The 14,525-nt window shown below is 63.6% G+C and carries 9 protein-coding genes and 5 pseudogenes; 9 read left to right on the top strand and 5 right to left on the bottom strand.

Translation table 11 applies throughout. From position 1 onward, the window contains the following. Positions 1-22 precede the first annotated feature (22 nt). Together OKW45_RS09405 and OKW45_RS09400 are read right to left on the bottom strand one after the other, a co-directional pair. Positions 23-283, bottom strand: a pseudogene (locus OKW45_RS09405) (5-oxoproline transporter, DUF969 family subunit); the annotation flags it as partial. Between the two features lie 97 nt (positions 284-380). After that, complete coding sequence (locus tag OKW45_RS09400; protein ID WP_429467465.1) at positions 381-1,298, bottom strand: LysR family transcriptional regulator; 918 nt, start codon at positions 1,296-1,298, stop codon at positions 381-383. Positions 1,299-1,402: 104 nt separating this feature from the next. Here OKW45_RS09400 and mdlC point away from each other — a divergent pair, with 104 nt between their 5' ends. From mdlC to OKW45_RS09385, 3 genes are all read left to right on the top strand, one after another. After that, positions 1,403-3,046, top strand: a complete 1,644-nt coding sequence (mdlC, locus tag OKW45_RS09395; protein WP_429467463.1) for a benzoylformate decarboxylase — start codon at positions 1,403-1,405, stop codon at positions 3,044-3,046. 37 nt (positions 3,047-3,083) lie between these two features. Beyond that, positions 3,084-4,535 carry an aldehyde dehydrogenase gene (locus OKW45_RS09390; RefSeq protein WP_429467462.1) on the top strand — a complete coding sequence of 484 codons (1,452 nt, stop codon included), beginning with the start codon at positions 3,084-3,086 and terminating at the stop codon, positions 4,533-4,535. 130 nt (positions 4,536-4,665) lie between these two features. After that, on the top strand, positions 4,666-6,084 hold the full coding sequence (locus OKW45_RS09385) for an MFS transporter (protein WP_429467460.1): 1,419 nt from the start codon (positions 4,666-4,668) through the stop codon (positions 6,082-6,084). Positions 6,085-6,175: 91 nt separating this feature from the next. Here OKW45_RS09385 and OKW45_RS09380 read toward each other — a convergent pair whose 3' ends face one another. Continuing rightward, positions 6,176-6,907 carry a DUF2278 family protein gene (locus tag OKW45_RS09380; protein WP_429467457.1) on the bottom strand — a complete coding sequence of 244 codons (732 nt, stop codon included), beginning with the start codon at positions 6,905-6,907 and terminating at the stop codon, positions 6,176-6,178. 120 nt (positions 6,908-7,027) lie between these two features. On the opposite strand from OKW45_RS09380, the pseudogene OKW45_RS09375 reads away from it, so the two are divergent. After that, positions 7,028-7,213, top strand: a pseudogene (locus OKW45_RS09375) (pyrimidine utilization transport protein G); the annotation flags it as partial. On the opposite strand, the pseudogene OKW45_RS09370 reads toward OKW45_RS09375, so the two are convergent. Continuing rightward, positions 7,203-7,718: pseudogene (locus OKW45_RS09370) on the bottom strand (Na+/H+ antiporter); the annotation flags it as partial. The pseudogenes OKW45_RS09375 and OKW45_RS09370 overlap by 11 nt on opposite strands. 344 nt (positions 7,719-8,062) lie before the next feature. Between OKW45_RS09370 and OKW45_RS09365 the strand changes: the two are divergent. From OKW45_RS09365 to OKW45_RS09345, 5 genes and pseudogenes are all read left to right on the top strand, one after another. Beyond that, positions 8,063-8,842 (top strand): acetoacetate decarboxylase, encoded by a 780-nt coding sequence (locus OKW45_RS09365; protein WP_429467454.1) that lies wholly within the window; start codon positions 8,063-8,065, stop codon positions 8,840-8,842. 28 nt (positions 8,843-8,870) lie between these two features. Continuing rightward, entirely contained in the window at positions 8,871-9,653 is a 783-nt protein-coding gene (locus OKW45_RS09360) for a 3-hydroxybutyrate dehydrogenase (RefSeq protein ID WP_018423336.1), read from the top strand. Between the two features lie 11 nt (positions 9,654-9,664). Then, positions 9,665-11,011 (top strand): DUF3734 domain-containing protein, encoded by a 1,347-nt coding sequence (locus OKW45_RS09355; protein WP_429467451.1) that lies wholly within the window; start codon positions 9,665-9,667, stop codon positions 11,009-11,011. Positions 11,012-11,230: 219 nt separating this feature from the next. Continuing rightward, positions 11,231-12,161: pseudogene (cyoA, locus tag OKW45_RS09350) on the top strand (ubiquinol oxidase subunit II). Between the two features lie 5 nt (positions 12,162-12,166). Continuing rightward, a pseudogene (locus OKW45_RS09345) lies at positions 12,167-13,093 on the top strand (cbb3-type cytochrome c oxidase subunit I); the annotation flags it as partial. Between the two features lie 90 nt (positions 13,094-13,183). On the opposite strand, the gene OKW45_RS09340 reads toward OKW45_RS09345, so the two are convergent. Next, positions 13,184-14,476 carry an NAD(P)/FAD-dependent oxidoreductase gene (locus OKW45_RS09340; protein ID WP_429467449.1) on the bottom strand — a complete coding sequence of 431 codons (1,293 nt, stop codon included), beginning with the start codon at positions 14,474-14,476 and terminating at the stop codon, positions 13,184-13,186. Positions 14,477-14,525 lie beyond the last annotated feature (49 nt).

Genomic DNA, 14,525 nt, shown 5'->3' with positions numbered 1-14,525 from the left:
AAGGGCGCGCACTTGAGCGTCAGCGTATCGACCAACGTGATGAGAGCACGCGGCCGGTGGTGGCCGCATGCAAGCGCGAGATCAGATGCCGCGCCTGTTCGAATGCCTAGCCGAACGCGCTGACGATCTCCACCGTCTGCAAGCCGCCGGCTGTCCCGGTCGCGACGCCCGCGATCGTCACCACCAGCAGCGCGTTGAAGCGCAATGCGAAGCCGAGCACCACGATCGGCACGCCAATCAAACCCCCCCTTCCGGCTCTCCTTGCTTCGTTTCCTCGACGCATGGCGACGGAATCTACCACGAGACTTTATTGATAAATAGTCGATAAAATATACCTATCGGGTAAACGCCGAGAAAGTGGCAGCGTGTGCGGGAAACGATCAACCCGCGGTCATACCCTCCGCCGTCAACTGCCGCAACTGCTCCAGCAGCTTGACCGCCGGGCTCGGCAGAATCCCCTGGCGGCGCCGGAACGCGGTCAACGTGCGCCGCCCGACCACGCCCGGCACGCCGAGCGTATCGAACACGCCGGCCTTGCTTTCGGTCACGTACATCGTCGACGCCATCCAGCTCAGAAAGCCCGAACGCGCGACCAGGCTCTTCAGAGCCGTGACCGAGCGCGTTTCGACGACGACGTTCGGCAGTCCCAGCCCGCGCTCGGCAAACACGCTCTGCATGTGCTCGAACGGGCCGGTGCCGCGTGGCGGAATCGCCCAGCGTTGGCCCAGCGTGTCGGCGAGCGTGAGGTCGGGCTTGCGCCGCAGCGGATGATCGAGCGCGGCGACCACGTAGCTCGCGTCTTCCCAGCGGAAATCGGCGATCGCGGTGATCTCGTCGGTATCGGGCACGGCCATGCTGAGCGCGAGATCGATCTGACGTTTGACGAGCGCATCGGCGAGCCGGTCCCACACGCCCTCGATGATCTCCACGCGCAGGTTCGGCCACTTCGTCAACACGCCGCTCACCGCGAGCGGCAGCACGAGGCTCGCGATGCTGCCGACCGCGCCGACGCGGATCGTGCCGCGCGCGAGGCCGCGCATCGCGTCGATTTCCTCGCGCGCCTGTTCGGCTTCTCGTTGCAACAGGATCGCGTGCGGCAGCAGCGCCTCGCCGACCGCAGTCAAATGCATGCCGCGCGAATGCCGCTCGAACAGCGGCGCGCCGACCTGTTCCTCGAGACGGCGGATGGTCCGGCTCAAGGCCGGCTGTGTGATGTGCAGCGCTTCGGCGGCGCGTCCGAGGCTGCCGCTCTCGACGATCACCGCGAACGCCTGCAGTTGTTGCAGGTTGTAAGTCATGCCGAAAGGTAATGCCTTTTTGCGAATTGGGCAATTTTCGGTTACCCCGGCGGCCGTGATAATGGCCATTCGATTTTCCGCGCTCACCAGACAGGAGACTTCGCATGACAAGCAGCGCGCCGCAGCAGAATCAGGCACACGCAAAGGAACAGAGCACGCGGTGGACCGTACGCGACGCGGTCATCGACTTCGCGCGCCGCGTCGGCATGACGTCGATCTTCGCGAACCCGGGCTCGACCGAACTGCCGATGTTCCGCGATTTCCCCGCGGATTTCCGCTACGTGCTCGGACTTCAGGAAGCGGTCGTGGTCGGCATGGCCGACGGCTACGCGCAGACCACCGGCAACGCGGCGCTCGTGAATCTGCATTCGGCGGCGGGTGTCGGCAATGCGATGGGCAATATCTTCACGGCGTTTCGCAACCGCACGCCGCTCGTCGTCACCGCGGGTCAGCAGGCCCGCTCGATCCTGCCGTTCGAACCGTTCCTCGCCGCGACCCAGGCCATCGAATTGCCGAAGCCCTACGTGAAGTGGAGCATCGAGCCGGCTCGCGCGCAGGATGTGCCGCTCGCGATCGCGCGTGCGTACGCGATCGCGATGCAGGAGCCGCGCGGCCCGGTGTTCGTGTCGATTCCCGCCGACGACTGGGATCAGCCGGCCGAGCGCGTGGCCGACCGCGAGGTCGCGCACATCATGCGACCCGATCCGGCGATGCTCGAACGCATCGGTACGGTGCTCGACGCGTGCGAGCGGCCCGCGTTCGTGGTCGGTGGCGCGGTCGATCGCGCGGACGCGGCGGCTGAAGTCGTGCGCCTCGCGGAGCGGCATTCCGCGCGCGTCTACGTCGCGCCGATGACAGGACGTTGCAGCTTCCCCGAAACGCACCGGCTGTTCGCGGGCTTTTTGCCGGCGCTGCGTGAGCGCATCGTCGAGTTGCTCGGCGCGCACGATGCGATCTTCGTGATCGGCGCGCCAGCGTTCACGTATCACGTCGAAGGCAGTGGTCCGCATGTGCCGCCGGGCTCGCGGCTGTGTCAGTTGATCGACGATCCGGGCATTGCCGCATGGACGCCGCAGGGCATCGCCGCGGTCGGCAACGTGCGGCTCGGCGTGCAGGATCTGCTCGCGCGCGCCGCGCCCAAAGCGCGTGAGTTGCCCGCGCCGCGCGCGGTGGCGCCGCGAGCGCTGCCGCCCGCGCGGGGCGAGCGGATGTCGGTCGCGTTCGCGTTGCAGACGCTCGCCGAAGTGCGCGATCCCGATGGCATCGTCGTCGAGGAAGCGCCGAGCTCGCGGCCCATCATGCAGACCTATCTGCCGATCGCGCGCGCCGGCACGTTCCTGACGATGGACAGCGGCGGCCTCGGCTACGGCATGCCGGCGGCGGTCGGCGTTGCGCTTGCGCGGCCGGGCGAGCGCGTGATCGCGCTGATCGGCGACGGTTCGAGCATGTACTCGATTCAGGCGATCTGGAGCGCGGTGCAGATGCAGTTGCCGATCACATTCGTGATCCTGAACAACACGCGCTACGCGGCGCTGCAGGATTTCGCGCCGGTGTTCGGTTTCGCGCCTGGCGAGACCGTGCAGGGCACGGACCTGCCGGGCCTCGACTTCGTGACGATCGCGGCGGGCATGGGTTGCCCTGGCGCGCGCGTCAGCGAGGCGGCTGAACTTGCCGACGTGTTGCGTCGCGCGCTGACCGAAGGCGACGTGAAAAGCGGTCCCACGCTCGTCGAAGCGATCGTCGCGTAACGGCGCTTCCCATTCACGAAAAGGAGAGAGACCTACGATGAAAAACGTATCGATGCTGATCGGCGGCGAGCAGACACAGGCGCGCAACGGCGCGATCTTCGAGCGCCGCAGTCCGCTCGACGGCGAAGTCGCGACGCGCGCGCCGGCCGCGACCGTCGAAGATGCCGTCGCCGCCGTCGATGCCGCCGCGGCCGCATTTCCGGTGTGGTCCGCGCTCGGACCGAGCGAGCGCCGCGCGCTGCTGACGAAGGCCGCGCACGCGCTCGAAGCGAAGGCCGACGCCTTCGCGGCCGCGATGGCCGCCGAGACCGGCGCGTCGGGCATCTGGGCCGGCTTCAACGTGCACCTCGCGGCGGCCGGGCTGATCGAGGCCGCCGCGCTGACCACGCAGATCGCCGGCGAATTGATCCCGTCCGACGTGCCCGGCAGCCTCGCGATGGGCGTGCGCCAGCCCGCGGGCGTCGTGCTCGGCATCGCGCCGTGGAACGCGCCGGTGATTCTCGCGGTGCGCGCGATCGCGCTGCCGCTCGCGTGCGGCAACACGGTCGTACTGAAGGGCTCGGAGATCTGCCCGGCTACCCACGGCCTCATCATTGAGGCGATGCAGGAGGCGGGTCTGCCGCGCGGCACCGTGAACTTCGTGACCAATGCGCCGGCCGACGCCGCGCGCATCGTCGACGCCATGATCGGACACCCGGCTGTGCGTCGCGTGAACTTCACGGGCTCGACGCGCGTGGGCCGTCTGATCGCCGAAACGTGCGCGCGCAACCTGAAGCCCTGCGTGCTCGAACTAGGCGGCAAGGCGCCGCTCGTCGTGCTCGACGACGCCGACATCGGCGCCGCGGTCGATGCGGCCGTGTTCGGCGCGTTCGCGAATTCCGGGCAGATCTGCATGTCGACCGAGCGAATCATCGTCGACGACAGCATCGCCGATGCGTTCGTCGAGCGGCTCGCCGCGCGCTCGCGCGCGCTGCCACTCGGCGATCCGCGCAAGGGCCCGGTCGTGCTCGGCTCGGTAGTCCACATGAGCACGGTCGAGCGCTGCAACGCGCTGATCGACGACGCGCTCGCCAAAGGCGCGACGCTCGTGTGCGGCGGCAAGAGCGAAACCACGCTGATGCCCGCGACGCTGCTCGATCGCGTGACGCCGGACATGCGAATCTATCACGACGAATCGTTCGGGCCGGTCAAGCCGATCGTGCGCGTGCGTGGCGAGGAAGCCGCAATCGCGTGTGCGAACGACAACGAATATGGCCTGTCGGCGGCGGTGTTCAGCCGCGACACGGCGCGCGCGCTGAACGTCGCTAAATGCATCGAGTCGGGCATTTGTCACGTGAACGGCCCGACCGTGCACGACGAAGCACAGATGCCGTTCGGCGGCGTGAAGGCGAGTGGCTTCGGCCGCTTCGGCGGCAAGGCGGGGATCGCGGAATTCACCGATCTGCGCTGGGTCACGCTGCAAACGATGCCGCGTCACTATCCGTTCTGATGAGGAGCGTCGCGATGGGCTCGCTGTTCGGCGGCCAACTCGCCGAAGCGGGCCATCGCGTCGCACCGTACTGCCGACAACAAAAAAAATCGAACAACGCGCGTGCAGCGCAAACAACGGAGACAGGTTCATGAGTTTCGTTCCTCCCGCTTCGGCCGCGGCCTCGACCGCGACCGCGCGCGACGACGCGGCGCTCGCCGGCATCGCGCGCGGCGGCAACACGTTCGACATCGGTCATGCACTCGACGACGGCCCCTACACGTTGCTGCAGAAAATCGCGGTGGTGCTCGCGGCGCTGTCGATCGTCGTCGACGGCTTCGACAGCCAGCTGATCGGCTTCGCGATTCCGATGCTGATCAAGGAGTGGGGCATTACGCGCAACGCGTTTGCACCAGTGGTCGCGTCGGGGTTGGTCGGCATGGGTATCGGCAGCGCGTTCGCGGGGCTGTTCGCCGATCGTTTCGGCCGCCGCTGGGCCGTGATCGGCAGCGTGTTCGTGTTCGGCTTGGCGACCTGCGCGATCAGTCTCGCGCCGAACGTCGCGGCCATTGCGGCGCTGCGCTTTATCGCGGGGCTCGGCATCGGCGGCGCGCTGCCGACATCGACGACGCTGACCGCCGAGTTCACGCCCGCGCGTTTTCGTACCTTCGCGGTGACGGCGACCATTCTGTGCGTGCCGCTGGGCGGTATGGTCGCCGGATTGTTCGCCGGCCAGGTGCTGCCGGTTTATGGCTGGCGCGGTCTGTTCGTAGCGGGTGGTGTGCTGCCGCTCGTGCTCGCCCTCGTCCTGCTCGCGGCGCTGCCGGAATCGGCGCGTTTTCTGGCACGCCGTCCGCATCGCTGGTTCGAACTCGTGAAGCTGCTGCGGCGCATGGCGCGCGACGTGTCGGCCGATGCGAGCTTCACCGATGTGCGCGAACAAAGCGCTGAGAAACACGTCGGCTTTGCCGCGCTGTTCCGCGGTGGCCGTTCGCGCGACACGGTCGCGATCTGGGGCGCGTTCTTCATGTGCCTGCTCGCGGTGTATGCGGCGTTCAGCTGGCTGCCGTCGATGCTCACGAGTGAGGGCTTGAGCGTGTCGCTCGCGGGCTATGGCCTGAGCGCGTACAACCTCGGCGGCGTAATCGGCGCGGTGCTGTGCGCGCTGGCGATCGGGCGCTACGGCTCGCGCTGGCCGCTGCTGCTGTGCTGCGCGGGCGGCGTCGCGAGTGCGTGGATGCTGCTCGGCGTCGGCGCGACGCAGCATACGACGTTGATGATGGTCGGTCTCGGCTTGCACGGGCTGTTCGTCAATGCGGTGCAATCGACGATGTACGCGCTATGCGCATACGTCTATCCGACCAGCGTGCGGGCGACGGGCACCGCGTCGGCACTCGCGTTCGGACGCGTCGGCGCGATTCTGAGCGCATTCGCCGGTGCCGCGGTGATCACGGCCGGTGGCGCATCGGGCTATCTGCTGATGCTCGGTATCGCAATGGTCATCGTGCTGCTCGCGCTGGCGGTGGTGCAGCGGCATATTCCGCGTCGATGCGCCGAGAGCGCGCGCTGATCGACGCGACGTCTCTCGCGGTGCGTTCGTATCGCGAGGGACTTTTGCGCATCGCGGCGGTTTCCACTTGCCCCATGCACGAGCGACGCTATCAACCTCGCTGAATATAAACGGGCAACGCCACTGCATTCGCCGCGGGATCGCCGGCCGCATTGGTCGGCAAATACTGTGTCTGAAACGCGGTAAACATCGCGGCAAACCCATCGGCGCGCTGCACGATCACCGCGCCGTCCTGGAACGCGCCGTTTTCCTTGTAATGCGGGCCGCGCGGATTGCCCTGATTCATGTGAGTCTCGTGAAGACCGTCCTTCTTCGGCAGAAACAGAAAGCCGAACCCATAGACCACGATGCCCGCGGTGGTCGGTGTCCAGAAATCGCGGTTGTGCAACTGGCCGCTGCCGTTGTCGTAGGGCAGACTTTGCGACGGCTTGCTTTCGTCGATGGTCAGGATTTCGTCGATGATGTCGTTGACGTCGGCGCGGTTGCCGTTTTGATCCTCGTAGGGGACAGGCCGCATGCGGTGAATGTCGAGCAGGCTGCTGTCCTGGAAGTAATCGAGCCGCGGAAAGCCGCTCGTGTAGAGGCCGAGGTTCAGGGGCTGCAGTTTCGCGGTGAGTGGATCGGCGAAGTTCAGATCGGCATAGAAGTACACGTCGTCGTTACCGCTTGCGCCCGGTTGCGTCGACGCCGAATTGACGACGATGTTGAATGGCGTGTTGTCGTTGCCAGTCACCGTGATCACATAGTGCGGACTGCCTATATACGAATCTTTGAAAGGCGCCGCGCGCAGCAGTTTTCCCTTGAACATGCAGTATTCGTTCATGACTGAATGACCTTGTCGAAGTTGACGAACGGAAAGCGACGTATCCAAGCATACGGTGCTATACGTCGATAAACAACCGCGCCCGCTGTCATACGGTTGCAATGTTTATCCCGACGTGCGTTTGGGCTGATCGCGGTGACGGGTGCGCGCATCTGGGTCGTCAACAAGGTGGACTTCTCCGACAACCGCAATCTGATGGTAGCTGCCGTGACCCTGGCGCTCGGCGCGGGCCATTTCTCGCTGAAGCCGGGCAGCTTTGCGCTGGGCGGCATCGGCACCGCGACGCTAGGCGCGATCATTCTGTAGGCGCGATCAACGCGGTTTCCGACAGATCCACCTCCCGCATCAGCTTGTGGAGTGTCTCGCCGCTGATCTTCTGTGCCCTGCGCAGCGACAGCAGCAAGGCGCGTTCGGCGCGCACCGCGGCGAGCTTCGTCTCGAACTCCAGCGCTTCCGCGTAACGCGCCTGTTCGCTCGGCGCGGTCTCGTCGCCTAGAGTCGCGAGCCGGCGGCGATAAATCTCCATGACGCGCGCGGTCACGTCCGCCGCGTGGGCGGACGCCGATTCGTGGAAACCAGCGCTGGCCGTTTCATGCAACTCGTCGATTGCGCGAATCGCCGCCTCGGCCGCGAGCTGGCGCGCGAGCCGCTCCTCGGCGGCGTGCGGATCGTGTCCGCGCCGCCAGCCACGCAGCAACGGCGGTAGCGCTACTACCGCAACCAGCAGCGACATCAGAATCACGCCCGAGGCGATGAAGATCGCGAGATCCCGGCCCGGCAACGGCATCCCGTTAGGCAAGGTCTCGGGCAGCACGCATCCCTATATGTGCGACATTGCCTATCACGAAGCGACATCGCTACACGCGGCGTTTCGCCGACGAGAAGCCGACGCGTACAAGGATCGAACCGATTGTTGCGGTGAGGGGCACAATGTTTTGCGACCAGCAAGGACCCCGATGCATGGAGCAAGGCGCTACTATTGCCCGTGTTCTGTATAACGATGCAAAGCACAGGGCCACTCGAACCCGGCGCCTGAGCGTTGCATCCCGACACGTGTGATAAAGGCAGAGGCGCAGTATGCAGCACAGCATCTCTGGTGCGCATGCGTGGGCTTTAATGACGCGACGTCATTTGACGTCACTACTGGAGAGATAGTTGAAAATCGAACAAATCCGCAAAGATGCTTTTGCGATGCCCGTCCACAATCCTTCCTACCCCCGCCCGCCGTTTCGCTTCCTTGATCGCGAGTACTTCATCATTTCGTACGAGACCGACATGGACGCTTTGCGCGCCGTGGTGCCGGAACCACTGACAGTCGCAAGCCCCCTCGTGCATTACGAATTCATTCGCATGCCAGACTCGTCGGGATTCGGCGATTACACGGAAAGCGGCCAGGTTATCTCGGTGAGAGACGATGCCGGCGCGCCAGGCAGCTACACACACGCGATGTACCTCGACGACGAAGGCCCGATTGCCGGCGGTCGTGAGATTTGGGGCTTCCCAAAGAAGCTGGCGAGTCCGAAATTGCGTGTTGACGGCAACGACACGCTGCTTGGAACGCTCGACTATGGCACCCAGCGCATTGCCACGGGCACGATGGGCTACAAGTACCAGCCACTTGACCTCGAGGTCGAGCGCAAGAAGCTGGCGGACACGCCGAACTATCTACTGAAAGTCATTCCGGACGTCGACGGTTCAGCCCGCATCTGCGAGCTCGTGCGCTACTTCCTGCGGGATGTCACGGTGCTCGGCGCGTGGGGCGGTCCGGCCGCGCTTGAGCTGCACCCCCATGCCTTGGCTCCTGTGGCGGATTTGCCGGTGCGCAAAATCGTCGGCGCGCGGCACGTTATCGCCAATCTCACGCTCGACATCGGGGAGGTAGCTTTCGATTACCTCGCCGAGGCGCCGGCACTCAAGCTTGCCGCGAATCAGTAAGCACCCTCTGACATATTAAGGAAAAGGCATGTCCGTAAAAGATAAGGTCGCGCTCGTGACGGGCGCTGCAAGTGGTATCGGTGAACAATGCGCACGCAAGCTCGCGGCGCTCGGCGCGTCGGTGGTAATCGCGGACCTGAACCTCAAGGCTGCTGAGAGCGTGGCCGAGAGCATCCGCAAGGAGGGTGGCAAAGCGCTGCCGGTATCAATGGACGTGACGAGCGAAGAAGCGGTCAACGCCGGCATCCAGCAGGCTGTCGACAAGCTTGGCAGCATCGATGTGCTGGTCTCGAACGCGGGCATCCAGATCGTCAACCCGATTGAAGATTATGCTTTCTCCGACTGGAAAAAAATGCTCGCAATCCATCTGGACGGCGCGTTCCTCACGACCAAAGCTGCTGTCAGGCACATGTACGCTGCGGGCAACGGTGGCTCGATTATCTATATGGGCTCGGTCCACTCGCACGAAGCGTCGAAGCTGAAGGCTGCCTACGTGACGGCCAAGCATGGACTGCTCGGTCTCGCACGCGTGGTAGCCAAGGAAGGCGGTTCGCGCGGTGTACGGGCCAATGTCGTGTGCCCGGGCTTCGTGCGCACGCCGCTTGTCGACAGGCAGATTCCGGAGCAGGCGATAGCGTTGGGCATTTCGGAAGCAGACGTCGTCAAGAACGTGATGTTGAAGGAAACGGTCGACGGCGAATTCACGACGGTGGAAGACGTCGCCAACACCGTGGCGTTCCTCGCGGGTTTCGAATCGTCGGCATTGACGGGGCAGTCCATCATCGTCAGCCACGGCTGGTCGATGCACTAAGGAGCTGCCCAGTGCGTCAAAATCTAGAAAGACCAGGCACACGGAAGCCTTTCGAACTGCCAGCCTATGACGAGGTAGCTCTCGTGCTACAGGGTGGCGGCGCGCTGGGCTCCTATCAGGCCGGCGTCTACGAAGGCCTCGAGGAAGCTGGCATTCATCCGGACTGGATTTCCGGCATCTCCATCGGCGCGCTTAACACAGCCATCATCGCGGGCAACGCTCCGGGGAAGCGTACCGAGGCATTGCGTGGATTCTGGACCACCATCTGCCAGCCGGCGGACATGCTTGGGAACCTTGGCGCGTGGCTGCCCCGCGCCGCGGGCATGCACGACCTGTCGCGCAAGTGGTCGAGCTGCTGGGCGGCAGGCCGCGCACTCACCGAAGGGCAGCGAGGCTTTTTCTCGCCGCGCCTTCCGGTGCCCATCCCAGGGATGGGCAAGCGCTCGCCAGAAGAAGTGAGCTTTTACGATACCACCGCGCTTCGGGCGACCCTTCTGCAATTCGCCGATTTCGACAGAATCAACGACGGCGATATTCGCGTCTCCATCGGCGCGGTCAACGTGCGCACGGGTAACCTGGTTTACTTTGACAACACGCAGATGCGCCTTTCGCCAGAGCACTTCATGGCCTCGGGTGCGCTCCCTCCGGGCTTTCCTGCCGTCGAGATTGATGGCGAATATTACTGGGACGGCGGTCTGGTGTCGAACACCCCGTTGACCGAGGTTTTAAGTGACCCGCAGCACAAGGACTCCCTGGTCTTCCAGGTTGACCTCTGGAGTTCGAGCGGCGGCCTCCCGGGCGACATGCTGGATGTGTCCGAGCGCGCCAAGGACATCCAGTATTCCAGCCGGACCCGCGCTATCACCGCGATGCTCGGGTCGACCCAGCGTCATGCACAGCTCATCAAGGAGCTATTGAAGCATGTGCCGCCGGGCCTGGAGAAGCAGCATCCGCTCATCCGGGAGGCACGGGAAGTTGCCGATGGCAGTACGGTCAATGTTGTGCACCTCATATACAAGAACAAGGCGTATGAGGGGCACTATAAGGATTACGAATTCAGCATCGACACGATGAGCGAGCACTGGCAGACGGGTCTGGGCGACATTCGCGCGTCGTTTGAGCATCCGGACTGGTTTGCGATACCGGATCACGATTCCGGATTCGTGACGCACGACGTGCATCGTCCTGGGGGCGCGACTCACGTGGCGCGGCTGGAGGGCGCTACCAAGCCAGCGCATAGCTCGCGCAGGCGCCATAAAGCGGGCGTTGCGCAACCGCCTCTCGAAGTGGCAGCGCCGAAGTCCGTTCCACTTGGGGAGATCACGAAGGAAACTGAGCGGGATACGACAGGCCGCTAGCCGTCGTGGGGCCGGCCGGGTCCAGCGTGGTCGGTCCCTTTCCACGCCAGCCAAAGGGGCGCTGCCGCAGCTGAATTCGTCCGCCTGTGGTGTTACCGGCAACCGAGGTACATGACATGCAGAATCCCAGGTTTATGTAGAGAAAATCCCTCTATCGGGTCAAGTGCGCGCGGTCAATCACATACCATCAAGCGGTTTTGCGTTGCCGCAGGCCGCGTTATGGCGCTCGGCGCATTCGGCCTGATCGGCGGATGCAGCATGACTTTATTCAATCCCAAGGGCGACATCGGTGCACAGGAGAAAACATCTGATCCTGCTTGCGTTGGGTCTGATGCTGCTCGTGGTCGTTCCGGTCATTCTGTTGACCTTGCACTTCGCATGGCACTATCGCGGGTCAAACAAGAGCGCGACCTATGCGTCCAAACGGGCACACTCCACTGCAATTGAAGTTGTCGTTTGGGCGATCCCTTGCGTCATCCTGGTGATGCTGGCTCTCGTGATCTGGCGTACCACGCACAGCCTGGATCCATCCAAGCCGATCGAATCCCAGACAAAGACCGTCCGCGTCGAAGTGGTCGCGCTGAACTGGAAGTGGCTCTTCATCTATCCGGACTACGGCGTGGCTGCGGTGAACCAGCTGGCCATTCCCGTCGATACGCCTGTCTCGTTCCGGCTGACGGCCGAGTCGCTGATGAATTCGTTTTTCATCCCGCAACTCGGCAGCCAAGTCTATACGATGGCCGGCATGCAGACCCAGCTCAACCTGATCGCCGATACTCCGGGGGTCCACGCGGGCCGGTCCGCCGCGTTCAGCGGCCCCGGCTTCTCGGACATGCACTTCGAGACGATCGCGACGAGCCGCGGCGACTTCGAAGCCTGGATCGCGCGGGCGAAACAGTCGGGGCAGACGCTCGACACGGCGACCTATACGGCGCTGGAGCAGCCGAGCCAGAAGAATCCGGTCGCGCTTTACGCGAGCGTCATGCCGGGCCTATTCGATAACGTCGTGAACCGCTACATGCGCGGCCCGTCGGGCGACCCGCGTTGCGGGAGCGGTCCAGCCGGCACGGGCACGGCTGGCACAGGTCCGGCAGCCATTTCCTATGAACGTCAGGGCGCGCAGTCGCCTGCGATCCTGGCCGCAAAGTAATCATCATGTTCGGGAAATTCAATCTAGATGCGATTCCGTATCGTGAGCCCATCGTCGTGGGCACGCTGGCTGTCGTCGCCATGCTCGGCGCCGCGCTGCTGGGCGCCGTGACGTACGCGGGGAAATGGACCTATCTCTGGCGCGAGTGGATCACCTCGGTCGATCACAAGCGCATCGGGGTGATGTACATCATCCTTGCGCTCGTCATGCTGCTGCGCGGCTTTGCCGACGCGATCATGATGCGTGCACAGCAGGCCATCGCGTACAACGACGCGGCCGGCTATCTGCCACCTCACCACTACGATCAGATCTTCACCGCGCACGGCGTGATCATGATCTTCTTCGTCGCGACGCCTTTGATCCTGGGGCTGATGAACGTGGTGGTTCCGTTGCAGATCGGCGCGCGCGACGTCGCTTTCCCGTTCGTCAATTCGCTGAGCTTCTGGTTGTCGGCGCTCGGCGCGGTGCTCGTGATGCTGTCGATGTTCGTCGGCGATTTTGCCGCCACGGGATGGGTCGCGTATCCGCCCTTGTCGGAACTCGGATATAGCCCAACGGTGGGGGTCGACGACTACACCTGGTCATTACAGATATCGGGAATCGGTGCGACGCTGACGGGCATCAACTTCATCGCGACGATCCCGCGCATGCGTGCGCCAGGCCTGAACCTGATGAAGATGCCGGTGTTCGTCTGAACGGCGCTCATCACCAACATCCTGATCGTTGCCGCGTTTCCGGTGTTGACGGGCACGCTGGCGCTGCTTGCCGCTGACCGCTATCTCGGCATGCACTTCTTTACCAACGAGCTGGGCGGCAACGCGATGATGTACATCAACCTCATCTGGGTGTGGGGACGTCCTGAGGTGTACATCCTGATCCTGCAGTGCTTTGGCGCATTCTCCGAAATCGTCGCGACGTTCTCCGGCAAGCCGCCGGCCTTCCTGATACATAGGATCTAACACCCTCTAGTCTCGCCGCTCGCCGCCGCAGATGCCACGAGCGACGCATAGCTGGAAGCGTAGTCAACTCAGTCTGATTTTGGGCTGTACAAGGCTATTGATCTGTTCGGCGCTCCACATCAGTGCTGCCTTTCCGAAACCATGAAGCGCCTGCTGATGGCGGCGATAAAGCATTGCATGGCTCAATTGCGCGAAGCGTCCGCGTATGAAGCCACCGCGGAAGAAGCCAAAACTCCCTAACGTGCCAAATGCGCCATAGTCGCTGAGCGAAACCAGCGAGCCATAATCCCGGAACTTAAAGTCCGGCAATGGTTGGCCTGCGAGCCACGCCGGCAGATGGCGGGCCAGATGCTCAGCCTGCTGCGTTGCGACCTGCGCTGTAGGCGGCAAGGGCCGTTCGTGATCCATCAGTGTCAGACTTGCGCAGTCGCCGAGTGCAAGAATATTGTCGTTGTGCGTCGACTGAAGCGTGGCTTTAACCACGACCTGGTTTGAACCCGTGGTTTCCATTCCCGCCATATTGTTCATGAAATCTGGCGCCTTGACGCCTGCGGCCCAGACCATGAGGTCGGCGCTGACGAGACGCCCGCCGTCGATCTCGAACCCGTTGCTTTGCGCTGCCATGACCCGCGTCGAGGTCTGCACACTAAAACCGATGTGCCTGAGCTGTTCTTCAGCGGATTCTGAAATCTTTGGCGGGAAAGAAGCAAGGACGCGCGGTCCGCTTTCAAGCAGCGTCAAGCTCAGTCGGCTGCGCAAGGTAGGGTCACCGTAGCCCTCGGCAATCTCCAGTACGCGGCTTAACTCAGCGGAGAGCTCGACACCGGTCGCGCCTGCCCCAACAATCGCGACCCGGAGTCGTTCATCCTTCGCCACGGCGCGAAGCATCCGGTTGCGCAGAACCACGTTGAAAGCTTCGGCCTGTTTCTGGCTATCGATGAAGTGGCAGTGTTGCCTGACGCCAGGGATGCCGAAATCGTTCGCCTGACTGCCCACCGACAGCACCAGCACGTCGAAGGGAATCGTCCTGGCTTCGAGCACGAGTTCGCCCTCGGGCGTCCTCATCTCGTCAAGCAGCACTTCTTTGCGGGCAGGATCCAGTCCATACATGCGGCCTGGCTGCCATGCAAACCGGTGTGCGCTCGCGTGAGCGAGATAACTAACCTGCTGCTGGGACACATCGCGCGTGCCTGCCGCGATCGTATGGAGCATCGGTTTCCAGATATGGGTCTGGCTGCTGTCGATCAGCGTCACACGGGCTTCGTCCGAATGGGCGTAATAGTTGCCCAGCCTTGTCGCGAGCAGTATCCCGGCGATTCCACCGCCGACAATGACAATACGGATTGGGTGAGACATAACGGTTCCTGGTTGAACGGAGTTCGCCGGCCGACGCGAATGGGCGACC

The sequence above is a fragment of the Paraburkholderia lebeckiae genome, from assembly GCF_050436225.1.
GTDB lineage: Bacteria > Pseudomonadota > Gammaproteobacteria > Burkholderiales > Burkholderiaceae > Paraburkholderia > Paraburkholderia tuberum.
The sequence above is the reverse complement of the archived record's forward strand: the minus strand, read 5'-3'. Positions and strand labels throughout refer to the sequence as shown.